Annotated in this window: 21 protein-coding genes and 1 tRNA gene; 14 read left to right on the top strand and 8 right to left on the bottom strand. The window is 66.1% G+C overall.

The genetic code is table 11. The features are described 5' to 3' along the window. Positions 1–18: 18 nt before the first annotated feature. Positions 19–3,483 (top strand): transcription-repair coupling factor, encoded by a 3,465-nt coding sequence (mfd, locus tag AQY21_RS05705; protein ID WP_058096798.1) that lies wholly within the window; start codon positions 19–21, stop codon positions 3,481–3,483. A 190-nt stretch (positions 3,484–3,673) separates the two neighbouring features. Here the strand turns inward: mfd and clpA are convergent, their stop codons facing one another. Continuing rightward, positions 3,674–5,995, bottom strand: coding sequence for an ATP-dependent Clp protease ATP-binding subunit ClpA (gene clpA / locus AQY21_RS05710; RefSeq protein ID WP_058096799.1), 2,322 nt, complete (start codon positions 5,993–5,995; stop codon positions 3,674–3,676). 262 nt (positions 5,996–6,257) lie between these two features. Then, on the bottom strand, positions 6,258–7,004 hold the full coding sequence (gene gloB / locus AQY21_RS05715) for a hydroxyacylglutathione hydrolase (RefSeq protein WP_058096800.1): 747 nt from the start codon (positions 7,002–7,004) through the stop codon (positions 6,258–6,260). A gap of 51 nt (positions 7,005–7,055) precedes the next feature. On the opposite strand from gloB, the gene AQY21_RS05720 reads away from it, so the two are divergent. The 7 genes from AQY21_RS05720 (at position 7,056) to AQY21_RS05750 (ending at position 13,486) form a co-directional block, all read left to right on the top strand. Further along, positions 7,056–7,838 (top strand): methyltransferase domain-containing protein, encoded by a 783-nt coding sequence (locus tag AQY21_RS05720; RefSeq protein ID WP_058096801.1) that lies wholly within the window; start codon positions 7,056–7,058, stop codon positions 7,836–7,838. Positions 7,839–8,161: 323 nt separating this feature from the next. After that, the gene (locus tag AQY21_RS05725) at positions 8,162–8,722 is read left to right on the top strand and encodes a F0F1 ATP synthase subunit delta (RefSeq protein ID WP_203416408.1); all 561 of its coding nucleotides are present in this window, start codon (positions 8,162–8,164) and stop codon (positions 8,720–8,722) included. Further along, the gene (atpA, locus tag AQY21_RS05730; protein ID WP_058096803.1) at positions 8,722–10,257 is read left to right on the top strand and encodes a F0F1 ATP synthase subunit alpha; all 1,536 of its coding nucleotides are present in this window, start codon (positions 8,722–8,724) and stop codon (positions 10,255–10,257) included. The genes AQY21_RS05725 and atpA overlap by 1 nt, the downstream gene beginning before the upstream one ends. A 12-nt stretch (positions 10,258–10,269) precedes the next feature. Continuing rightward, positions 10,270–11,142: a F0F1 ATP synthase subunit gamma gene (locus AQY21_RS05735; protein ID WP_058096804.1), complete on the top strand. Its 873-nt coding sequence runs from the start codon at positions 10,270–10,272 to the stop codon at positions 11,140–11,142. A gap of 17 nt (positions 11,143–11,159) precedes the next feature. After that, positions 11,160–12,584 carry a F0F1 ATP synthase subunit beta gene (gene atpD / locus AQY21_RS05740; RefSeq protein WP_058096805.1) on the top strand — a complete coding sequence of 475 codons (1,425 nt, stop codon included), beginning with the start codon at positions 11,160–11,162 and terminating at the stop codon, positions 12,582–12,584. Between the two features lie 9 nt (positions 12,585–12,593). Continuing rightward, entirely contained in the window at positions 12,594–13,040 is a 447-nt protein-coding gene (locus AQY21_RS05745) for a F0F1 ATP synthase subunit epsilon (RefSeq protein WP_058096806.1), read from the top strand. A 95-nt stretch (positions 13,041–13,135) separates the two neighbouring features. Continuing rightward, positions 13,136–13,486: an H-type lectin domain-containing protein gene (locus AQY21_RS05750; RefSeq protein ID WP_058096807.1), complete on the top strand. Its 351-nt coding sequence runs from the start codon at positions 13,136–13,138 to the stop codon at positions 13,484–13,486. Between the two features lie 6 nt (positions 13,487–13,492). Here the strand turns inward: AQY21_RS05750 and AQY21_RS05755 are convergent, their stop codons facing one another. Together AQY21_RS05755 and AQY21_RS05760 are read right to left on the bottom strand one after the other, a co-directional pair. Then, positions 13,493–14,269, bottom strand: a complete 777-nt coding sequence (locus AQY21_RS05755; protein WP_058096808.1) for an alpha/beta fold hydrolase — start codon at positions 14,267–14,269, stop codon at positions 13,493–13,495. Next, entirely contained in the window at positions 14,266–14,865 is a 600-nt protein-coding gene (locus AQY21_RS05760; RefSeq protein ID WP_058096809.1) for a 2-hydroxychromene-2-carboxylate isomerase, read from the bottom strand. The genes AQY21_RS05755 and AQY21_RS05760 overlap by 4 nt, the downstream gene beginning before the upstream one ends. Positions 14,866–14,946: 81 nt before the next feature. Between AQY21_RS05760 and AQY21_RS05765 the strand changes: the two genes are divergently transcribed. Beyond that, positions 14,947–15,966: a ribose-phosphate pyrophosphokinase gene (locus AQY21_RS05765; protein ID WP_058096810.1), complete on the top strand. Its 1,020-nt coding sequence runs from the start codon at positions 14,947–14,949 to the stop codon at positions 15,964–15,966. Between the two features lie 69 nt (positions 15,967–16,035). On the opposite strand, the gene AQY21_RS05770 is transcribed toward AQY21_RS05765, so the two are convergent. The 3 genes from AQY21_RS05770 to rlmB form a co-directional block, all read right to left on the bottom strand. Then, positions 16,036–16,488 carry a CoA-binding protein gene (locus AQY21_RS05770; RefSeq protein WP_058096811.1) on the bottom strand — a complete coding sequence of 151 codons (453 nt, stop codon included), beginning with the start codon at positions 16,486–16,488 and terminating at the stop codon, positions 16,036–16,038. Positions 16,489–16,672: 184 nt separating this feature from the next. After that, positions 16,673–17,014 (bottom strand): YHS domain-containing (seleno)protein, encoded by a 342-nt coding sequence (locus AQY21_RS05775; RefSeq protein ID WP_304438414.1) that lies wholly within the window; start codon positions 17,012–17,014, stop codon positions 16,673–16,675. A gap of 172 nt (positions 17,015–17,186) precedes the next feature. Further along, positions 17,187–17,984 (bottom strand): 23S rRNA (guanosine(2251)-2'-O)-methyltransferase RlmB, encoded by a 798-nt coding sequence (gene rlmB / locus AQY21_RS05780; RefSeq protein ID WP_058096813.1) that lies wholly within the window; start codon positions 17,982–17,984, stop codon positions 17,187–17,189. 164 nt (positions 17,985–18,148) lie between these two features. Between rlmB and AQY21_RS05785 the strand changes: the two genes are divergently transcribed. The 5 genes from AQY21_RS05785 to AQY21_RS28950 all read left to right on the top strand — a co-directional run bounded on the left by AQY21_RS05785 (position 18,149) and on the right by AQY21_RS28950 (position 21,379). Further along, positions 18,149–18,232 (top strand) — tRNA-Tyr (locus AQY21_RS05785). A gap of 233 nt (positions 18,233–18,465) precedes the next feature. Further along, complete coding sequence (locus AQY21_RS05790; protein WP_058096814.1) at positions 18,466–19,323, top strand: hypothetical protein; 858 nt, start codon at positions 18,466–18,468, stop codon at positions 19,321–19,323. After that, positions 19,316–20,677, top strand: coding sequence for a plasmid recombination protein (locus tag AQY21_RS05795; protein ID WP_058096815.1), 1,362 nt, complete (start codon positions 19,316–19,318; stop codon positions 20,675–20,677). The genes AQY21_RS05790 and AQY21_RS05795 overlap by 8 nt, the downstream gene beginning before the upstream one ends. Positions 20,678–20,781: 104 nt before the next feature. Next, the gene (locus AQY21_RS05800; protein ID WP_010396097.1) at positions 20,782–21,027 is read left to right on the top strand and encodes a type II toxin-antitoxin system ParD family antitoxin; all 246 of its coding nucleotides are present in this window, start codon (positions 20,782–20,784) and stop codon (positions 21,025–21,027) included. 181 nt (positions 21,028–21,208) lie between these two features. Further along, entirely contained in the window at positions 21,209–21,379 is a 171-nt protein-coding gene (locus AQY21_RS28950; RefSeq protein ID WP_161905934.1) for a hypothetical protein, read from the top strand. A gap of 329 nt (positions 21,380–21,708) precedes the next feature. On the opposite strand, the gene AQY21_RS05810 is transcribed toward AQY21_RS28950, so the two are convergent. After that, a partial coding sequence (locus AQY21_RS05810) for an ATP-binding protein (protein WP_152988120.1) occupies positions 21,709–22,182 on the bottom strand: 474 nt, incomplete at its 5' end.

The following is a 22,182-nucleotide window of genomic DNA, read 5'->3' on the forward strand; positions in this document are numbered from 1 at the left end:
GGCTTTACCTCGGGGCGCATGGCATCGCATCCCGAACACCTGATCCTGTCCGGCGCGCCCGAAGGCATGGACGCCGCGTTGATCGCGCGCGAACTGGCCCGCGGCCAGCCGGTCATCCATATCGCCCGCGACGACCGGCGCATGGCCGCGATGCGGGCGGCGCTGGGGTTCTTTGCGCCCGCCGCCGCGGTGCTGGAGTTCCCGGCCTGGGACACCACGCCCTATGACCGCGTTTCGCCCGCGCCCGGCGTGATGGCGGCGCGCATGGCGGTGCTGACGGCGCTGGCGCATGGCGCGCTGAAGGGGCCGTTCGTGCTGCTGACCACGCTGTCTGCCGCCATGCAGCGCGTGCCGGCACGCGAGGTGCTGCGCGACGCCGGCTTCTCGGCCGCCGTGGGCGACCGCATGGACGAGGCCGCGTTGCGTGCCTTCCTCGCCCGCATGGGATTTTCCCAGGCCCCGACCGTGACCGAGCCCGGCGATTTCGCGGTCCGGGGTGGCATCATCGACATCTTTCCGCCCGGCGAATCCGGGCCGATCCGGCTGGACATGTTCGGCGACGTTCTGGATGGCGCGCGAAGATTCGACGCAGAAACACAGCGTTCCGTCGGAAAGCTCGACCGAATCGAGCTTGCGCCCATGTCCGAGGTGATCCTGGACGAGGCCGCCATCACCCGCTTTCGCCAGAACTACCGCGCGGAATATGGCGGCGGCGCCAATGATCCGCTTTACGAGGGCATCAGCGCCGGTCGCAAGATGGCGGGCATGGAGCATTGGCTGCCCTGGTTCCATGCCCGGCTGGAAAGCCTGTTCGACTACCTGCCCGGCGCCTCGGTGGTGACGGACGATCATCTGGATCAGGTCCGCGATGCGCGCTGGCACACGATCACCGAGCAGTTCGAGGCCCGGCGCGAGGCACTGGCCCGCAAGGGCGGCACCGACACGGTCTATCGTCCGGTCCCGCCCGCCGAGATGTTTCCGGACGAGGCCGAATGGGCGCGTTGGCTGGCTGCGCATCGGGTGCTGCGCCTGTCGGTGCTGCCGCAACCGCCGGGGCCGGGGGTGCTGGATGCCGGCGGTCGGGTCGGGCGCAATTTCGCCCCCGAACGGCAGGCCGAGAAAGGAAATCTTTTCAAGGCGCTCGCCGATCATATTCGAAGCCTTCAAGCTTCGCGCCGGGTGGTGATCGCCAGCTTTTCAGAGGGCGCGCGCGAACGGCTTGCCGGGCTGATCGCCGACGAGGGCCTCAAGGGCGCCAAGCCTGTCGCCGACCTGCGCGAGTTGTCCGACCAGCCCGGCGCGCTGGGGTTGGCGGTCTGGCCGCTGGAGGAGGGTTTCACCTCGGACGGTTCGGCCACCGGGGCCTTGGCGGTGATCTCGGAACAGGACGTGCTGGGCGACCGGCTGATCCGGGGCGCGAAAAAGCGCCGCAAGGCCGAGAACTTCCTGCGCGACACCACCACCCTGACCCCCGGCGATCTGGTCGTGCATGTCGAACACGGCATCGGCCGCTATACCGGGCTGGAAACCGTCAAGGCGCTTGGCGTGCCGCATGATTGCGTGGCGCTGGAATATGCCGGCGGCGACCGGCTTTACCTGCCGGTGGAAAACATCGAACTGCTCAGCCGCTATGGGCATGAGGAGGGGCTGCTCGACAAGCTGGGCGGCGGCGCCTGGCAGGCTCGCAAGGCCCGCCTCAAGGAACGCATCAAGCTGATCGCCGACCGGCTGATGCGCGTCGCGGCCGAGCGGCTGCTCCGCCCCGCCCCGGTGCTGGAGCCTGAGCATCACGAGATCGAAAGCTTCGCCGCCCGCTTTCCCTATGCCGAGACCGAGGACCAGGCCGCCGCCATCGCCGACGTGGCCGAGGATCTGGCCGCCGGCCGCCCGATGGACCGGTTGGTGGTGGGCGACGTCGGCTTCGGCAAGACCGAGGTGGCGATGCGCGCCGCCTTCATCGCCGCCTCGCAAGGCCGGCAGGTGGCGGTGGTGGCGCCGACGACGCTGCTTGCGCGCCAGCATTTTCGCACCTTTGCCGAGCGTTTCCGCGGCACCGCGATCAATGTCCGGCCGCTGTCGCGTTTCGTCTCGGCCAAGGACGCCGCCGAGACCCGCAAGGGCTTGGCAGAAGGCACCGTCGACATCGTCGTCGGCACCCATGCCGTGCTGTCCAAGCAGGTGCGCTTCAAGACCCTGGGCCTTTTGATCGTGGACGAGGAGCAGCATTTCGGCGTGGCGCATAAGGAGCGGCTGAAGGCGCTGCGCAGCGACATCCACGTCCTGACCCTGACCGCGACGCCGATCCCGCGCACCCTGCAACTGTCGCTGACCGGGGTGCGGGATCTTTCGATCATCGGGACGCCGCCCGTCGATCGGCTGGCGATCCGCACCTATGTGTCGGAGTTCGACAGCGTGACCATTCGCGAGGCGCTGCTGCGCGAGAAATATCGCGGCGGGCAGAGCTTCTTCGTCGTGCCGCGCCTGGCCGACCTGCCGGAGGTCGAGGAATGGCTGCGGGAGCATGTGCCGGAAGTGAACACCATCGTTGCCCATGGCCAGTTGGCGGCGGGCGATCTGGACCAGCGGATGAATGCCTTCTACGATCGTGGCGCGGATGTGCTGCTGGCGACGACCATCGTCGAATCGGGCCTCGACATCCCGACCGCCAACACCATGGTGGTCTGGCGTGCCGACATGTTCGGCCTGGCGCAGCTTTACCAGATCCGCGGCCGGGTCGGACGCTCGAAAACCCGGGCCTATTGCTACCTGACCACCAAGCCGCGGGTGCCCTTGACGCCGCAGGCGATGCGGCGGCTGAAGTTCCTGGGGGCCATCGACAGCCTCGGCGCGGGTTTCAACCTCGCCTCGCAGGACCTGGATCTGCGGGGCGCGGGGAATCTGCTGGGCGAGGAGCAGTCGGGTCATATCAAGGAGGTCGGCTTCGAGCTTTACCAGCAGATGCTGGAGGAGACCATCGCCAAGCTGAAATCCGGCGAGATCGAGGGCACGCCCGAGGACGAATGGGCGCCGCAGCTGAACCTGGGGGTGCCGGTCACGATCCCGGAAACCTATGTGCCGGATCTGGACGTGCGGCTGGGCCTTTATCGCCGGCTGGCCGAGCTGACCAGCAAGGTCGAGCTCGAGGGCTTCGCCGCCGAGTTGATCGACCGTTTCGGTCCCCTGCCGCGCGAGGTGAACACGCTTCTGCTGGTGATCCGCATCAAGGCCATGGCCAAGCGGGCGAATATCGCCAAGCTGGATGCCGGGCCGAAGGGTGCGACCATTCAGTTTCACGGCGACAAGTTCTCGAACCCGGCCGGGCTGGTGGAGTTCATCCACGATCAGCGCGGCCAGGCCAAGGTCACGGATAACCGCATCGTGGTGCTGCGCGACTGGCCTACGGACGGCGACCGCATCAAGGGCAGCTTCGCCATCGCCAAGGATCTGGCCGCGAAGATCAAGGAAGGCAAGGCGAAGGGGTAAGGCCGGCAGGCGTCGAGATCGTGCCTTGCCGCTGTGGATCGGGTGCGGCTGAATTGCACGGCCGCACCGGGGGCGCTGCCCCCGGACCCCCGGGATATTTCCACACGAAAGAAGCACCAAGGCGGGACGCGCGGCAGAAAAGAAAGGCGGCGCAGGGGGCGCCGCCTTTTTGTTTTTCCGGGATCAAGGGTCAGTCGGCCGTCAGCAGGGGCGGCTTGGAATTGCTGATCCTCGGCGTCTCGGGACCGGTGATGTCGAAGACGGGCTTGTCGTCCTCGATCCGGACCCGGACCACGCCGCCCTTGGTCAGGCGGCCGAACAGCAACTCCTCGGCCAGCGGCTTCTTGATCGATTCCTGGATCACCCGGCCCAGTGGGCGCGCGCCCATTTTTTCGTCATAGCCGCGTTCCGCCAGCCAGTCTGCGGCTTCCGGGCTCAGCTCGATATGCACGCCGCGGTCGATCAGCTGGGCTTCGAGCTGGAGGACGAATTTCTCGACCACCTGGACGATGATCTCGCGCGAGAGCGGTGCGAAGCTGATGACCGCATCCAGCCGGTTGCGGAATTCGGGCGTGAAGGTGCGCTCGATGGCGGCGGTGTCCTCGCCCTCGCGCCGCTCGCGGCCGAAGCCGAAGGCGGCCTTGGCCTGGTCCGCGGCGCCGGCGTTCGAGGTCATGATCAGGATCACGTTGCGGAAGTCCACCTGACGGCCGTTATGGTCGGTGAGCTTGCCGTGGTCCATGACCTGAAGCAGGATGTTGTAGACATCCGGATGCGCCTTTTCGATCTCGTCGAGCAGCAGCACGCAATGCGGGTGCTGGTCCACGCCATCGGTCAGAAGCCCGCCCTGGTCGAAGCCGACATAGCCCGGAGGCGCGCCGATCAGCCGGCTGACCGCGTGTTTCTCCATGTATTCGGACATGTCGAAACGCAACAGCTCCACGCCGAGGGTCGCGGCGAGCTGCTTGGCGACCTCGGTCTTGCCGACGCCGGTCGGGCCGGCGAAGAGATAGTTGCCGATGGGCTTTTCGGGTTCGCGCAGCCCGGCCCGGGCCAGCTTGATCGCCGAGGACAGCGCCTCGATCGCCGCATCCTGGCCGAAGACCAGGCGTTTGAGCGTCGCGTCCAGGTCCTTGAGCACCGCCGCGTCGTCCTTGGAGACGCTTTTCGGCGGGATGCGGGCGATCTTGGCCACCACTGCCTCGATCTCCTTGGGGCCGATGGTCTTGCGGCGCTTGCTTTCCGCGACCAGATGCTGTGCGGCGCCGGCCTCGTCGATCACGTCGATGGCCTTGTCGGGCAGCTTGCGGTCGTGGATGTAGCGCGCCGAAAGCTCGACCGCCATCTTGATCGCGTCATTGGTATAGCGCAGGTCGTGATGCTTTTCGAAGCTGGGCTTCAGCCCCATCAGGATCTTGATCGTGTCGGGCACGGTGGGCTCGTTCACGTCGATCTTTTGGAAGCGGCGCGAGAGCGCGCGGTCCTTCTCGAAATGCTGGCGGAACTCCTTGTAGGTGGTGGAGCCCATGCAGCGCAGCTTGCCGCCGGCCAATGCGGGCTTCAGCAGGTTCGAGGCGTCCATCGCGCCCCCGGAGGTCGCGCCGGCGCCGATCACCGTATGGATCTCGTCGATGAAGAGGATGGCGTCGGGATGATCCTCCAACTCCTTCACGACGGCCTTCAGCCGCTCTTCGAAATCGCCGCGATAGCGGGTGCCGGCCAGCAGCGCCCCCATGTCGAGCGAGAAGATGGTCGAACCCGCCAGCACGTCCGGCGTCTCGCCGCGGGTGATCTTGAGCGCCAGCCCCTCGGCGATGGCGGTCTTGCCGACGCCGGGATCGCCGACCAGCAGCGGATTGTTCTTGCGCCGGCGGCAGAGCACCTGGATGCAGCGCTCGACCTCGTCGGCGCGGCCGATCAGCGGATCGACATCGCCCTTGGCGGCCTTCTTGTTCAGGTCGACGCAATATTTCGCCAGCGCGGATTCATCCTTGGGCTGGGCGGTTTCCGCCTGGGCCTGCTCGGCCTGCTGCTCGGCGCCCTGGACCGGGCGGTTTTCCGAGAAGGAGGGGTTCTTGGCCACGCCATGGGCGATGAAATTCACCGCGTCATAGCGCGTCATGTCCAGCTCTTGCAGGAAGAAGGCGGCATTCGATTCGCGTTCGGCGAAGATGGCGACAAGGACGTTCGCCCCGGTCACCTCGGTTCGGCCCGAGCTTTGGACATGGATCGCGGCGCGCTGGATCACGCGCTGGAAGGCGGCGGTGGGGACGGCCTCGGAACCCTCGACATCGGTGATGAGGGTCGAAAGGTCGTCCTCGATGAACTCGACCAGCATCCGGCGCAACTCGTCCAGATCGACATTGCAAGCCCGCATCACCTTCACGGCATCGGGCTCCTCCGTCAGCGCAAGCAGCAGGTGCTCGAGCGTGGCAAGCTCATGACGATGTTCGTTGGCCAGCGCGAGCGCGGCATGGATGGCCTGTTCCAACGAGGTCGAAAAGGACGGCACTTCAAGCTCCTGTCAGTCGGCTGGCGGTATGGGCCGCCAGATTTAGCGGTCCACCTGACCAGACTGTCACGATACAGTTAAGATTTGGTGGATTGGGCCGCAATTCAAGCGGTATTTGCTTTCACACCTGCGGAATTTCCCGCGGTTGAGGCAGATGTGATATCCGCCTGGCGAGATTTCAAGCAGGCGGCCTTGCAGGATGGCCCTTGCGGGGCGGGCGGCGGCCGGGCACCGATTTTTCTTGCTGCGTTGCAGAGGCACGTCAGAACCGATCCTTCCTGGCGCGCAGCTCTGCAAAGATCCGGGCGTCGGAAGCATTTGACATGCCAAGAGAATCAGCCAGTTCCCTGACCCGCAGGAAGGGGTTGGTCGCCCGCTCCTCGGCCAGGGTCGCGGGGGCGCAGGGGCGCTGGCCCGCAGCCGTTTCGGCCAGCCTTTTCTGCAACGCCGCATTGCCGGGATCGACCGACAGGGCAAAGGCGCCATTACCGCGGCAATAATCATGCCCCGAGCAGACCAGCGTTTCGCCCGGCAGGGCGTTCAGGCGCGAGAGGCTGGCCCACATCGTCTCGGCATCGCCTTCGAACAGCCGGCCGCAGCCGAGCGCCATCAGGCTGTCGGCGGTGAATACCATGGCCGAGCCGGGCAGGTGGAAAGCAACATGGCCGATGGTGTGGCCCGGCACGTCGATGACCTCGGCTTCCTCGCCGCAAAGCGGGAAGCGGTCGCCGGGGCGGAGCGGCTGGTCCAGCGGCGGCAGCCGGGCGGCGTCCCGGGCATTGCCGAGAACCCGGGCGCCGGTTTTCTCGACCAGTTCGGGCACGGCCTGGATGTGATCGGCATGGTGATGGGTCAGCACGATCTGGTCCAGCGACCAGCCCCGCGCGGCCAGTTCCGCGAGGACGGGGGCGGCCTCGGGCGCATCGACCAGCGCGGTCCGGCCATTGTCATGCAAAAGCCAGGCGTAATTGTCGGTCAGGCAGCGGACGGGGACCAGTTCCAGCGGCATTGGCAAATTCCTCTCTTTGCCGCAGTCTGGCCTCGGGAGGCCGGAGGCGCAATGCATCATGACGTGTTCGAGCTGCGGAAATTCTATTACACCCGGGCCCTGGGCCGGGTGGTGCAGCGCGTGCTGCGCGACCGGCTGACCGGGCTCTGGCCGCCGGATCAGGTGCAGGGCATGACGGTGGCCGGCTATGGTTTCGCGGTGCCGCTGCTGCGGCCCTATCTGGCCCGGTCGCGACGGGTGATCTCGCTGATGCCGGGGCCGCAGGGGGTGATGGCCTGGCCGGCCGGGCTGCCGAACTGCTCGGCCCTGTGCGAGGAGACGGCCTGGCCGCTGGATACCGGCAGCGTGGACCGGCTGGTGCTGCTGCATGCGCTGGAGACGGCCGACCATCCCGCCGTGCTGATGGACGAGGCCTGGCGCGTGCTGGGGCCGGGCGGGCGGCTGCTGGTCATGGTGCCGAACCGGGCCGGGCTCTGGGCACGGTCGGAGACCACGCCCTTCGGCTTCGGGCGCAGCTATACCGCGGGTCAGCTGGAGGTGCAGGCCCGCGCCGCGGGTTTCGTGACCGAGCGCACGGGGGCGGCGCTTTACATCCCACCTTCGGACCGCCGGTTCTGGCTGAAAAGCGCGCAGATGTGGGAACGTGCCGGGCTGCGCATCAGCCAGGTGCTGGTCGCGGGCGTGGTGCTGACCGAATTCAGCAAGCAGGTGCAGGCGCCGGTCGGGCCGGGGCGGCGCGTCAGCGTGCCGAGCCCGCTCGACGTGCTGGAGGGCATTGCGCGGCCGCGCCCGGCGGGGCAGGGTGCGGGCCGGACGGCGCGGGATCCGGGCTAGAGCGGCGCGGCCGGCCGCCAAGGGCGAAACCGCCCGCGGACCCGGGCCGCGCCGAATCTTTCGGCAATCGGCGCGCGCGAGTGGCCGGCCGGACCGGCTGTTTGCGCAATCGTCCGCGATCCGGCCTCGGCCAAGGGTCGCAAACCCTCATTTTTCCGTGTTCAAGGCGGTTGCGGCAGGGAAAAGCACCTGCTAGAGACGCCGCAGATTTCGGGAAGGCTCCAGCCGGATTGTGCCAGGGCCAGCCCTTGACCCGCGCTCCGCGACAGACCGGCCCGCCAGCCGGCCCGCCTGCGGAGCTTGCGCTAACCGGAAGGATGACCGTGGCCAATTCCGCTTCGATTTCCGCTGATATCGCCGGGCGTTACGCGCAGGCCCTGTTCGATCTGGTCAGGGACTCGGGCGGCATCGACGCCCTGTCCGCCCAGATCGACGATCTGGCCTCGGCCTATGACGCCAGCCAGGACCTGCGCGATCTGACCCTCTCGCCCCTCTACGACCGCCAGCAGCAGGAAGCCGCAGTCGGTGTGCTTGCCGGCCGTATGGGGCTGTCGCCCGAGCTGGCCAATACGCTGCGGCTGATGGCCCGCAACCGCCGGCTGTTCACCCTGCCGCAGTTCATCGCCAAGCTGCGCAACCTGATCGCCGATGCGAAGGGTGAGGTCACCGCCGACGTGGTCAGCGCCCAGGCGCTGACCGACGAACAAAAGACCCGCCTCGCGGATACGCTGGCCGTGAAATCGGGCAAGAAGGTGAAACTGAACGCGCGCGTCGATGAAAGCCTCATCGGCGGCATGATCGTCAAACTGGGCTCGCAGATGATCGACAGTTCGATCCGCTCGAAGCTCGCCTCCCTCCAGAATGCTATGAAAGAGGTCGGATAATGGGAATCCAGGCAGCCGAAATCTCGGCCATCCTCAAGGATCAGATCAAGAATTTCGGTCAGGACGCCGAGGTGGCCGAGGTCGGGCAGGTGCTGTCCGTCGGTGACGGCATCGCCCGCGTCTATGGCCTGGACAAGGTTCAGGCCGGCGAGATGGTCGAATTCCCGGGCGGCATCCGCGGCATGGTGCTGAACCTCGAGACCGACAACGTCGGCGTCGTGATCTTCGGCGACGACCGTGACATCAAGGAAGGCGACACCGTCAAGCGCACCGGCGCCATCGTGGAAGTCCCCGCCGGCAAGGAACTGCTGGGCCGCGTCGTGGACGCGCTCGGCAACCCGATCGACGGCAAGGGCCCGCTGAACGCCTCGGAGCGCCGCATCGCCGACGTCAAGGCTCCCGGCATCATGCCGCGCAAATCGGTGCACGAGCCGATGGCGACCGGCCTGAAGTCGGTGGACGCCATGATCCCGGTCGGTCGCGGCCAGCGCGAGCTGATCATCGGCGACCGCCAGACCGGCAAGACCGCCATCGCGCTGGACACCATCCTGAACCAGGCGAACTACAACGGCCGCGAGGCCGATGGCATGAAGACCCTGCACTGCATCTATGTCGCCGTGGGCCAGAAACGCTCGACCGTGGCCCAGCTGGTGAAGAAGCTGGAGGAGACCGGCGCCATGGCCTACACGACCGTCGTGGCCGCGACCGCCTCGGACCCGGCGCCGATGCAGTATCTGGCGCCCTATTCGGCCACCGCGATGGGCGAGTATTTCCGCGACAACGGCATGGACGCGCTGATCATCTATGACGACCTGTCGAAACAGGCCGTGGCCTATCGCCAGATGTCGCTGCTGCTGCGCCGTCCGCCGGGGCGCGAGGCCTATCCGGGCGACGTCTTCTACCTGCATTCGCGCCTGCTGGAGCGTTCGGCCAAGCTGAACGAGGCCAATGGCGGCGGCTCGCTGACCGCGCTGCCGATCATCGAGACGCAGGCGGGCGACGTGTCGGCCTATATCCCGACCAACGTGATCTCGATCACCGACGGCCAGATCTTCCTGGAAACCGAACTGTTCTTCCAGGGCATCCGCCCGGCCGTGAACACCGGCCTTTCGGTGTCGCGCGTCGGCTCGGCCGCCCAGACCAAGGCGATGAAATCGGTCGCCGGCCCGGTCAAGCTGGAACTGGCCCAGTATCGCGAGATGGCGGCCTTCGCGCAGTTCGGCTCGGACCTCGACGCCGCGACGCAAAAGCTGCTGAACCGCGGCTCGCGCCTGACCGAGCTGATGAAGCAGCCGCAGTACTCGCCGCTGACCAATGCCGAGATCGTCATCGTCATCTATGCCGGCACCAAGGGTTACCTGGACAATATCCCGGTTCGCGACGTGACCAAATGGGAGCAGGGGCTGCTCCAGTATCTGCGCAACCAGAAGGCCGATCTGCTTGAGGACATGACCAAGAACGACCGCAAGGTGGCGGGCGAGCTTGAAGATGCGATCAAGGCAGCGCTGGACGGTTACGCCAAGACCTACGCCTGAGGGGAGGGATAGATGCCCAGCCTCAAGGACCTCAAGAACCGGATCGGCAGCGTCAAGAACACGCGCAAGATCACCAAGGCGATGCAGATGGTCGCCGCCGCGAAGCTGCGCCGTGCGCAGGACGCGGCGGAAGCCGCGCGTCCCTATGCCGACCGGATGGCCGCTGTCATGGCCGGGCTGACCGCTGCGGCGGCGGGCTCAGACCTGGCGCCGCGGCTGCTGGCGGGGACCGGCGAAGACCGCCGCCACCTGCTGGTGGTGATGACCTCGGAGCGCGGGCTTGCGGGCGGGTTCAACTCGTCCATCGTCAAGCTCGCCCGCCAGCGCCTGCAAGAGTTGCAGGCGCAGGGCAAGCAGGTGTCGATCCTGACCGTCGGCAAGAAGGGCCGCGAGCAGCTCAAGCGCGAATATGGCGATCTTTTCGTCCATCACGTCGATATGAGCGAGGTCAAGCGCATCGGTTATGAGAATGCGCGGCAGATCGCGGACGAGATCCTCGACCGCTTCGATGCCGGCGAGTTCGACGTGGCGACGCTGTTCTACAACCGCTTCGAATCGGTGATCAGCCAGGTTCCGACCGCAAGGCAGGTCATCCCCGCCGTGGTCGAGGAGAGCGAGGCTTCGGCTTCGGCGCTCTATGACTATGAGCCGGACGAGACCGCGATCCTGAACGACCTGCTGCCGCGCTCGGTGGCGACGCAGGTCTTTGCGGCGCTGCTGGAGAACGCGGCGTCCGAGCAGGGCGCGCGGATGACCGCCATGGACAACGCCACGCGCAATGCCGGCGACATGATCGACAGGCTGACGACGGTCTACAACCGCTCGCGTCAGGCCGCGATCACCAAGGAACTGATTGAAATCATCTCGGGCGCAGAGGCGCTCTGACACGTAGGGGTAAACACATGGCAGAGGCCAATGGAAAAATCACGCAGGTGATCGGCGCCGTCGTCGACGTGCAGTTCGACGGCCAGCTTCCTGCGATTCTGAACGCTCTGGAAACCGAGAACAACGGCAAGCGCCTGGTGCTGGAAGTGGCCCAGCACCTGGGCGAGAACACCGTCCGCACCATCGCCATGGACGCGACCGAAGGTCTGGTCCGCGGCCTGCCGGTCAGGGATACCGGCGGCCCGATTATGGTTCCGGTCGGTGATGCGACCCTGGGCCGCATCCTGAACGTTGTCGGCGAGCCGGTCGACGAGGGCGGCCCGGTCGAGGCGACCCAGACCCGCGCCATCCACCAGCCGGCCCCGGACTTCGCTGCCCAGGCGACCGCGTCCGAGATCCTGGTCACCGGCATCAAGGTCATCGACCTGCTGGCCCCCTATTCCAAGGGCGGCAAGATCGGCCTGTTCGGCGGCGCCGGCGTGGGCAAGACGGTTCTGATCATGGAACTGATCAACAACATCGCCAAGGTGCACTCGGGCTATTCGGTGTTCGCGGGCGTCGGTGAACGGACCCGCGAGGGCAACGACCTTTATCACGAGATGGTGGAATCGGGCGTCATCAAGCCGGACAACCTGTCGCAATCGCAGGTGGCGCTGGTCTATGGCCAGATGAACGAGCCTCCGGGAGCGCGGATGCGCGTGGCGCTGACCGGCCTGACCGTGGCCGAGCAGTTCCGCGACGCCACCGGCACCGACGTTCTGTTCTTCGTCGACAATATCTTCCGCTTCACCCAGGCGGGTTCGGAAGTGTCGGCGCTTCTGGGCCGCATCCCCTCGGCCGTGGGCTACCAGCCGACGCTGGCCACGGACATGGGTGCGATGCAGGAACGCATCACCTCGACCAAGAACGGCTCGATCACCTCGATCCAGGCCGTCTACGTTCCGGCCGACGACCTGACCGACCCGGCCCCGGCCACGACCTTTGCCCACCTCGACGCCACGACCGTGCTGTCGCGCGCCATCTCGGAACTGGGCATCTACCCGGCCGTGGACCCGCTCGACTCGAACTCGCGGATCCTCGATCCGGCGGTTGTCGGCGAAGAGCACTACCAGGTCGCCCGCGACGTTCAGGGCATCTTGCAGAAATACAAGTCGCTCCAGGACATCATTGCCATTCTCGGCATGGACGAGCTGTCGGAAGAGGACAAGCTGACCGTGGCCCGCGCCCGGAAGATCCAGCGCTTCCTGTCGCAGCCCTTCGACGTGGCCAAGGTCTTCACCGGCTCGGACGGCGTTCAGGTGCCGCTGGAGGACACGATCAAGTCGTTCAAGGCGGTCGTGGCCGGCGAATACGACCACCTGCCCGAGGCGGCCTTCTACATGGTCGGCGGCATCGAGGAAGTGAAAGCCAAGGCTCAGCGTCTCGCCGCTGACGCGGCGTAAGGGGGCGACATGGCCGACACGATGCAGTTCGACCTCGTCTCGCCGGAACGGAACCTGATTTCCGTCCCGGTGCGCGAGGTGCGCCTGCCCGGCGCCGAGGGTGACCTGACGGCGATGCCCGGCCATGCGCCGGCCATCGTCAACCTGCGCCCTGGTCTGGTGACCGTGGTGGCAGGCGACGGGACCGAGACGGTATTCGCGGTGACCGGCGGCTTCGCCGAGATCAACAACGAATCCGTCACCCTGCTGGCGGAACGCGGGCATCCCCGCGCCGAGATGACGCAAGAGGTCTTCAACGAGATGATGGCCCAGGCGCATCGTCGCGTTCAGGCCGCGAAGGAGCGCGAATCCGCCGGCGAGGAACTGGTCGCCGCCGCGGTCAAGCTGCTGGCCGACATGGAGGCGCTTGGCACGCATATCGGGCTTGACCCGAACCAGGCAAATTTCCCACATTAACCGGGAATTGACGAAAAGGATAGTAAGCCCCGGTTTTACCGGGGCTTTATTTATGCGCCGTCGTGGCCTTTCATGGCGAAAGGGAGGAGCGCGAATTGCGACGTTTTGGACATTTCGCCATCGGTGTGGCCAATGGCTCGACCGAGATGTTCTCGGCTTTCGAGAGCGGCGGGCCGATGTGGACCGGGCAGGGGCCGCGGGTCGAGTCCCGGGCCGTGCGTTTCGACGAACGCTTCGTCGAGCCTCCGGTCGTCCAAGTCTCGCTGAGCATGTGGGACGTGGATCGCGATGCCAACCAGCGCGCCGATATCCAGGCGGTGAACATTACCGAACAGGGGTTCGAGCTGCAATTCCGCACCTGGGGCGATACCCGCGTCGCCCGGGTGCGCGCAAGCTGGCTGGCGATCGGTCCCCTGCGGCACGAGGAAGACTGGGATCCGGACTGACCGGGGTCAGGCGCGGTCCAGGTTCAACCCGATCAGCTCGGCCACCTGCCGGGGATGGGTGATCGGCAGCATATGGCCCGCGCCGGGAACACGGGCGCGCCCGACATCGGGCAGCCGCGCCGCCAGCGCATCGGCGATCGCCGGGATCACGGCCGGCGAATCCTCGCCCATGACGATCAGCACCGGCGCGTCGATGGCTTCGAGCCCGTCCGGCCGCAGGATATTGGCGGTGTCCTGGCGCAGCGCCTGGTTGCTGGCCTGGACCAGATGGATCTGGCGTGCCAGCCGCGCCTTGCCCGAGGGCGTCTGCGACTCCCAGTCGATCCCGCCCCAGACGCCAAGAAAGGCGCGCGCCGCCTCGGCATCCTCTCCGCCGGCAAGCCGGGCCGCGACGTTGTCCATCAGCGCGTCGTTGAAGGCCTCGGGCGCGGCGGCGAACAGCACCGGCTCGATCAGGGTCAGGCTGCGCACCGCCTCGGGCGCGGCGACGGCGATGCGCAGCGCCACGGTGGCGCCCATGCTGTGGCCGATCAGGTCCAGCGGCCGGTCGATCAGCGCGGCGGCCGCGCGGGTGACGAAGGTGTGGTAGTCCGGCGCGTCCCCGTCTTCGTCCCAGTCCGGGCTTTGCCCATGGCCGGGCAGGTCCGGCGCGCTGATCCGCACCCGGTCGCGCAGCGTCTCGGCGATCGGCCCCCAATAGACGCCGTTGCCCATCATGCAATGCAGCGCCAGGGCCGGGCGATCCACGTTGCCCGGCCAGTGCCTCAGATGCAGCGCGCTCACAGGCTTGCCAGGTGGCGGTCGAGGAAATCCAGCCGGTCCTGGCCCCAGAACCGCTCGCCCGTCTCGCGCACGACATAGAAGGGGGCGCCGAAGACCCCGGCCTCGACCGCCTGCTCCAGATTGCGGGCGAAGGTCTCGGCGCCGACGAACAGGCCTTTGTCGGCCAGGTCCGGGTCGAAGCCCGCCGCGGCCAGTTTCTCGCGGATCACCGCGTCGTCGGCGATATCGGCATCCTCGGCCCAGACGGCGCGCAGGAAGCTTTGCACCAGACCCGGCAGGTCGCCGCCGCCGGCCTGTTGCGCGGCGATGATCGCATAGGATGAGGGCGCGGGGTTCACCGGCCAGAAGGCGGGCTTTGCGTTCAGGGCCATGCCCAGGTGATCGGACCAGCGGCGCAGCTCCTGGGCGCGGTATTCCATGCGCGACGGGTGGCGGTTCGCCGGGCGCACGCCGCCGGTGCGGTCGAAAAGTTGCAGCAGATCGACGGGTTTGTAGGTGATCGAGGCGCCGTGCCGGCCCGCGATCTCCTCCAGCCGGTTGCCGGCGAGATAGCTCCAGGGGCTGGGTGTGCCGAAGTAATAGTCGATATGCGCCATGGTTTCGTCCTCGGGGTTTGCGGGCAAGCTAGCCCGGTGCTAAGCGGGGTGCAATCGCACGAATCCAGACAGGGAAAGCCCATGCCGGCCATGACCGAACCCAAGCTCATCGCGGGAAATGCGAACCGGCCTCTGGCCAATGCCATCGCCCGCCGCATGTCGATGCATCGCGGGATGAACGTCACCCCCGTCGAGGCGCGGGTCGAGCGTTTCAACGATCAGGAAATCTTCGTCGAGGTCTATGAGAACGTCCGCGGCGAGGACATGTTCATCATCCAGCCGACCTCGAACCCGGCCAATGACAACCTGATGGAATTGCTGATCATGACGGATGCGCTGAAGCGTTCGTCGGCGGCGCGCATCACCGCGGTCATCCCCTATTTCGGCTATGCGCGCCAGGATCGCCGCGCCAAGGCCCGCACGCCGATCAGCGCCAAGCTGGTCGCCAACCTGCTGACCGAGGCGGGCGTGGACCGGGTGCTGACGTTGGACCTGCACGCGGCGCAGATCCAGGGCTTTTTCGACATTCCGGTGGACAACCTCTATGCCGCGCCGGTCTTTGCGCTGGACATCAAGCATCACTTCCGCGAGCGGCTGTCGGACCTGATGGTGATTTCGCCCGATGTGGGCGGCGTGGCGCGGGCCCGCGAGCTGGCGCAGCGCATCGGCGCGCCGCTGGCCATCGTGGACAAGCGCCGCGAGAAGCCGGGCGAGGTGGCCGAGATGACGGTGATCGGCGACGTGACCGGCAAGACCTGCATCATCGTCGATGACATCTGCGATACCGCCGGCACACTGTGCAAGGCGGCGCAGGTGCTGACCGAGCATGGCGCGACCGAGGTGCATGCCTATATCACCCATGGCGTGCTCTCGGGTCCGGCGGTCGAGCGGGTGCAGGGCTCGGTGATGAAGTCGCTGGTCATCACCGATTCGATCGAGCCGACCGAAAAGGTGAAATCCGCCTCGAACATCCGCATCGTGCCGACGGCGCCGATGTTCGCTCAGGCGATCCTGAACATCTGGAACGGCACCTCGGTCAGCTCGCTGTTCGAGGTGGACACGCTGGGTCCGATCTACGAAGGGCTCTATTCGGGCTTCTGATCGCATCCGTGCACGAAGCAAGGCCCCGGTCCGATGGATCCGGGGCCCTTTTCGTTCTGAAGCCGCGGCTCAAAGAAAACGCGGGAATTCGATCTTGGGGCAGCGATCCTCGATCACCGTCAGGCCGCGGGCGCGGGCGCGGCCAGCGGCCAGTGGATGGCGGATGCCAAGCTGCATCCAGATCGTGCCCAGCTGCGGCAGATGCGCCATGGCCTGATCGACGATGGCGGGCACGGCCTCGGCCCGGCGGAAGATGTCCACCATGTCGACCCCGATATCTGGCGGGACCGCCCGCAGGTCGGGATAGACTCGTTCGTCCAGGATGGTGCTGCCCGCATGGCCCGGATTGACCGGGATGATGCGATAGCCCTGCGATTTCAGGTAACGGGCGACGCCCCAGGATGGTCGGGCCTCGTTCGGCGACAGGCCGACGATGGCGATGCAGCGCGCCGTGCGGGCGATGCGCGCAATGTCGTCATCGACCGGCGAAGTGCCGATATCGCGAAGTACTGCCAGGTTCATATGATCCTCCCCCAGATCTCAACCGAAAGTGGCATGGAAAAAGCGCCCGGTCCAGTGGTCTGGCCGGGCGCAAGTCGCGGAACGAGGGACAGTGATCTGAACATGACCGTTCCGTGGTCATGTTCGGTAAATAAATGGGAACCGTGGCTAAAAAGTTCCACCCCGCTCGCAAAAAAGTGAAAATTCACGGGTTCAATCGTGCCCAGACGGCCTTGGCACGCATCAGGATATGCTGCGGATCGGCAAGAAGCCGCTCACGCGCCCGCTCGGATCGCACAAGATAGGTGCGCTGGCCGATCACCACGAAATAGCGCGGATTGCCGGGTTCCGAGCGGCCCTCGGACAGGGCGACGACGCAAAGCCCACCCAGGCCTGGGGCATAAGCCTTTGGATTGGCTTCGAAAAGATTGCGGTTGTGTTCGCTGGCGAAATGCCAGGCCTGCCCGCGCCACACCGTCACCAGATCGGTGCGGCCGGGTACGGCGGCGTTCTCCGTGCCGTAAGAGACCGGATCCATGCCATCCAATGCCCAATCCTGTGCCATTGCCCCGCAAACGGGCAGGGCAAGCAGTAGGCTGGCGAGAATCGGTCGAATCATGGCGATGCACGGGTGATGGGGCTGTGTTTCCGATCTGGCAAATCGGCAAGGGATTCTCAACCGGCGGCGGCGGTTTCTAGCGCCGATGTGAAGGCCGGGCTCAGCTCTGTGAAGCGGCGTAGAGCGCCACGGCCGCCGCATTCGAGACATTGAGCGAACCGAAATCCGCGGCAAAGGGAATCCGCAGGATGCGGTCGCAGGTCTCGCGCGTGCGTTCGCGCAGGCCCGGCCCCTCGGCGCCGAGCACCAGGCAGATCGCTCGGCCCGACAGATCCCGCAGCGCCTCGGGCAGGGTTTCCTCGCCGGTGCCGTCGAGGCCCAGCACCGTGTAGCCCATGGATTGCAGCTCGATCAGCGTATCGGCCAGGTTGGTGACCCGCAGATAGGGTTGCCGCTCCAGCGCGCCCGAGGCGGTCTTGGCCAGTGCCCCGGTTTCCGGGGCGGCGTGTCGTGCCGGTGCGATGACCGCGCGCGCGCCAAAGACCTCGGCGGAGCGCAGGATGGCGCCGACGTTATGCGGGTCGGTTACCCGGTCCAGCGCCACCAGCAGCGGACGCCCCGGCCCGGAGAGCGCCAGATCGGCCAGGCTGTCCCATTTCAGCGGCTTCACCTCCAGCGCGGCACCCTGATGCACGCTTTCGGGCGAGAGCGGCACCACCCGGTCGAAATGGCGGGCATCCACGACTTCGGGCGCGAGTTCCGGGGGCAGGGGACCCAACCGGTCCAGCGCGTTGCGCGTGACCACCAATCGCAGCCTTTCGCGCCTGGGATTGGCCAGGGCGTCGCGCACGGCGTGCAGGCCGAACAGCCAGACGGTTTCCGCCGCCGCGGCGCGGCGGGCGCGTTCCTTGTCGATGACCCAGGCGGGTTTCTTGGATTTCTGTGGTTTCTCGGCCATGTCGCATTCCCGGTTGCCCTTTCGACTGCGCAGAAAATGCTGCCGAATGCAACCGTTGCGGTCAGGCAGAGGGGCATGCAACGAAGTGCGACTTTTCCGCCGATCCCTGCTTGACGCTCCCCGCCGGGCGGGATAATCACCGCCCCACGCCGAGAGCGTTCGGCGGGCGACGTGCTGCAAGGTGCGGCAGCGGACTGTAACTCCGCCGGGGAGACCCATGCCTGGTTCGATTCCAGGGTCGCCCACCACTTCTTCTGAAAACTGAACAAAATCAACGAAGTGGTGTCCCGCATTCGTGCAATGCGGCAGCATGCAAATCAATAGGTTATGACGCAGGTGTCCCGCAGTTTTGCGGCGTGACCTCTGCGCAAAAGAAAACCGCCGGAGGAGCTGGCACTCCATCCGACGGCACTGTCAAAGGTCTTCTGCTCAAAGATTATGTCACAGTTTCCCGCCGTGCAACCCCGTGGGGAGGTGTGGCATGAGCTGGAAGGTTGCGAATCTTTGCGCCGGGCGGCGCTTCGGCAGTCCAGTCCGAAAGCAGATCATCATGTTTCTGGCGGACAAGGCCAGCGATGACGGGTCGGGCATATGGTGTTCCAAGGGAACGATCCAGCGGCACACCGAGCTTGGCGAAACCACCGTCAAGCGCACGATCAACGAGTTCCTGAACGAAGGCATCCTGATCGAGACCGGCCGCCGTGCCTGCAAGAACGGTTTTACCGTCGTCTATCGCATTTCCCTTGCCGCCGTCCGCACGCTGGAGGGCATTGCCGAACCCGATGATGAGACGGGGTCCACAGAGGACGGGGTCTGCCGTGAACCCGGAACGGGGTCCGCTGCGGACCCGGTACCCCGTCCACAGCGGACCCCAAACCATCCTGAAACCATCCATAAACCACCTTCGCGCGCGTGCGCACGCGAGGCGGCGGCGGAATCTCTGGAGATATTGAAGGCCTATCCAACCGACCGACGTCGCAACGAAGCAGCCTGCCTGCACCACGTCGAGGCTGCGATGCAGGAGGTCGGGCATGGAAAGCTTCTCTCGGCTGTAAAGCGCTATGCGCTGGAGACCACAGGCTATACGCGCTCAAAGGTCTGCTTCTCGGATAACTGGTTCAGGACGGGCCGCTGGCGCGATTATATCGGGGACGAGCCGGAACCGCCTCAGGAACCGACCCCGGCGCATGCGGTAAAAACTGCCGACTGGATCAAATCTCGTCATCCGCTGTGCCGAACCCTGAGCGTTGGACAGGTCCGCATGGCTCTGGACCTGGAGCTGGTTTCCCGCAGCGAAGTGCGCGCCGCAGGCTTCAGCGAGGGATTGCGTTATGTCTGACCGTTCAGAAAAGTCGATCTTCGCGCATAAGCAGACCTATTCGCGCAAGGGCAACAGCAAGAGCAGGTCCGTCAGCGAGATCGCGGATGAGGCCGAACGGCTGGACGGGGCCTGCCCGCATGTCGAGAACCCGCAGCCGCCCACTATCCTCGAAGGCATCCAGCCCTCGGAGGTGGTCGCGCTGATCGAGCAGCGCATCGCCGAACAGAACAAGCTGCTGCGTCGGCGGCGCAAGGAGCAGCCGGATCGAAAGGACGCCTTGCGGGGCATCCGCAGCGACACCCATGTTATGATCGCCAGCGTGTTCAGCTTTCCCGATCCGGTCGAGGACATGGACCAGGCTGAGTATCTGCGCTGGCGCAGGGACGTGATCGCCTTCGCCAAGGCCGATGCGGCGCGCAACGTGGCCGAGGTGCTGAGCATCGTCGAGCATCTCGATGAAGCCCACCCGCATGTGCATGTGCTGGCGGTACCCATATATGCAGATGGTAATATGCGCATGGACGCCAAGCGCTGCCATGAAGGTCATCGCGAGCAGGACCGGCACAAGGATCACGGCTGGTCTGGCTCGCCGTCTCGCAGCTACAAGCAGGCGATGCGCGGCTGGCAGGACCGCTATCACGCCGAGGTCGGCGCGAAGCATGGCCAGGCCCGGACAGGGCCACGCCGGCGACGGTTGGACCGGGCAGCGTGGAAAGCTGAGCAGGAGCGGCTGAAGGCACAGAAGGACGCAGAGATCGCGACCGAGCGCGCCTATGAGGCCCGCTGCCTCGCCGACGAAGAAGAACGCCGCCGCGACCTGGTCATGCAGGACACGGTCGCCAGCCGGCTTCAGGAGGCCGAGGCGGTACATGCCATCGCGACCGGCGGGCTGATCGCCGCCATCCGGCAGGTCGATCCCGACCCGGTGCTGTTGGAGCGGCTGGAGACCCCCGGACAGATGGGCAGCTGGACGAACCACGACGCGGATCGCAACCGTGAGATTCACAGCGCGCTGGCGCCGGCGCTCAGCGACGGGCTGGAGGCTCTGCGCCAGCCGCCACGAGGTCCGGGGTTGCTCGAAGGGTTCTCGGGTTTCCTGCGCGGCCTGGCCGGCTGGGTCAATCGCCTCGCCGATGCCAGTCCGCGCTGGCTGAAATGGCCGGAAACCGTGGCCCATGCGGCGCAGGGAGCGAAGCAGGCCTTCGGCACGACTTACACGGCCTCGACCTTGGCCGGGGTCATCGAAGCCTCTCCGGCATGGCAATCCTTCAGCGGCGAGGCGAGCGCGCGGCTGGATCAGGCGCGGGCGGTGCAGGCGCTGACGAATCCGCGCGACTCTCGAGCAGACGCTTCATCGCAAAGGGGCATATGACAGCATGCGGCTATGCCAATATGCCCATCCGGCGGCAGAGAACCGGCAATTGCAGCTGATACGATTTCTTGGTAATATCCGGTATCGAGGTACAGGAGGCCCGTATGTCCCGCAACACATCGGTTTCGCTCGGCGATCACTTCGTCAGCTTCATCGACGCGCAGGTGAAGGGCGGCCGCTATGGCTCGGCCAGCGACGTGGTGCGGGCGGGGCTGCGGCTTCTGGAGGAACACGAGGCCAAGGTAAAGGCCCTCCAGGACGCCCTGATCGCCGGAGAGGACTCCGGCCGGGCGGAAGGCTTCGACCTCGACCAGTTCATTGCCCGCAAGATGGCCGGCCGCAACGCATGAAGGCGTTGGCCTTCACCGTCGCGGCAACGGTCGATCTGGAGGAAGTCTGGGACTATACGGAAGGCGAATGGTGGCAGCTGGCCTCGGGGTCGAGGTCACGCACGGCATCTGTGACGGGACATGCGCCGATGAGCGGACTGCAATATTGGCATATGCGCCTGTGGGCATGGAGGGCCTGGAGATGACCTATCTGGTCGGTGAATATCCAGTCCTGGCGCGGCTCGCTGACGGCAGAAGCGAGGCGACAAGTCTCGATGCCCGCGCTTGTCGCCGGCTCTATATGCTGGCGACGGCCGCTGATCTGCGTGCGATGGGTCGAGAGAGCGCCGGGTCTACGACAGGCTGGCTCTGATCGACTCCGGCGGACCAATTGCAGCCCTTCAGGCGAGTGTCCGGGCCGCTGGCTTCCGCCGTATGCCTGACGAACAGGCCTTTCTGGACGACCTGTCCGGCGGCATCTGATTGCTGCAAGCCCTGCTCAGCTAACGGCTGTAACCCATGGCCCAGGGTGGCCTACTTTTTGGATTTCGCCAAATATTAGTGACCGACTATTATTTTGCGGGGCCCGGTGCAAAGCACCACCCGCAAAATGTCGGACCAGATGCTGCGCCCCGGTACCCAGCTTCTTCCGCCCAGGAAGAGGATCGCCCCCCAATACCGCCCGATGGGCACCCGCATCGCTTACGGATGAAGCGCCAGCAGATCCCGCCCGAACTGGTGCAGCGACATGACTTCGATGCCGTTCTGCAGCGGGAAAGCCTCGTCCCCCGGATAGACCACGATCCGCCGCGCGGGCTGCAGGTCTTCGCAGGCCGAATGAAAGCCGCGCTCGACCTTGGGCGCAAGGTTGCGCTTGACCTCGACGGCCCAGACCGCGCCGCCCGGCAGGGTCAGCACCAGATCGACCTCGGCCCCCGCACCGCTGCGGTAGAACTGCGCCTGCGTCCCTTCTGGCATCAGCGCATGGGCGGTCTCGATGATCAGACCCTCCCAACTGGCGCCCGCAACGGGATGGCCGAGCACGTCATCGAGCGTCGTCAGCCCCAGAAGGGCGTGCAGGATGCCGGTGTCGCGCACATAAATGCGCGGGGACTTGACCAGCCGCTTGCCGATATTCGCGTGCCAGGGCTCCAGGCGGCGCACCAGCATCAGATC

The organism is Paracoccus sp. MKU1 (genome assembly GCF_001447385.1).
Taxonomy (GTDB): domain Bacteria; phylum Pseudomonadota; class Alphaproteobacteria; order Rhodobacterales; family Rhodobacteraceae; genus Paracoccus.

Bases quoted from the DNA above. Each gene is read 5' to 3' on its own strand.
- mfd (WP_058096798.1), top strand. From the start codon at position 19: ATGGCATCGCATCCCGAACACCTGATCCTGTCCGGCGCGCCCGAAGGC.
- gloB (WP_058096800.1), bottom strand. From the start codon at position 7,004: ATGCCGCTGGAACTGGTCCCCGTCCGCTGCCTGACCGACAATTACGCC.
- AQY21_RS05720 (WP_058096801.1), top strand. From the start codon at position 7,056: ATGCATCATGACGTGTTCGAGCTGCGGAAATTCTATTACACCCGGGCC.
- atpA (WP_058096803.1), top strand. From the start codon at position 8,722: ATGGGAATCCAGGCAGCCGAAATCTCGGCCATCCTCAAGGATCAGATC.
- AQY21_RS05735 (WP_058096804.1), top strand. From the start codon at position 10,270: ATGCCCAGCCTCAAGGACCTCAAGAACCGGATCGGCAGCGTCAAGAAC.
- atpD (WP_058096805.1), top strand. From the start codon at position 11,160: ATGGCAGAGGCCAATGGAAAAATCACGCAGGTGATCGGCGCCGTCGTC.
- AQY21_RS05745 (WP_058096806.1), top strand. From the start codon at position 12,594: ATGGCCGACACGATGCAGTTCGACCTCGTCTCGCCGGAACGGAACCTG.
- AQY21_RS05760 (WP_058096809.1), bottom strand. From the start codon at position 14,865: ATGGCGCATATCGACTATTACTTCGGCACACCCAGCCCCTGGAGCTAT.
- AQY21_RS05765 (WP_058096810.1), top strand. From the start codon at position 14,947: ATGCCGGCCATGACCGAACCCAAGCTCATCGCGGGAAATGCGAACCGG.
- AQY21_RS05770 (WP_058096811.1), bottom strand. From the start codon at position 16,488: ATGAACCTGGCAGTACTTCGCGATATCGGCACTTCGCCGGTCGATGAC.
- rlmB (WP_058096813.1), bottom strand. From the start codon at position 17,984: ATGGCCGAGAAACCACAGAAATCCAAGAAACCCGCCTGGGTCATCGAC.
- AQY21_RS05790 (WP_058096814.1), top strand. From the start codon at position 18,466: ATGAGCTGGAAGGTTGCGAATCTTTGCGCCGGGCGGCGCTTCGGCAGT.
- AQY21_RS05795 (WP_058096815.1), top strand. From the start codon at position 19,316: ATGTCTGACCGTTCAGAAAAGTCGATCTTCGCGCATAAGCAGACCTAT.
- AQY21_RS05800 (WP_010396097.1), top strand. From the start codon at position 20,782: ATGTCCCGCAACACATCGGTTTCGCTCGGCGATCACTTCGTCAGCTTC.
- AQY21_RS28950 (WP_161905934.1), top strand. From the start codon at position 21,209: ATGACCTATCTGGTCGGTGAATATCCAGTCCTGGCGCGGCTCGCTGAC.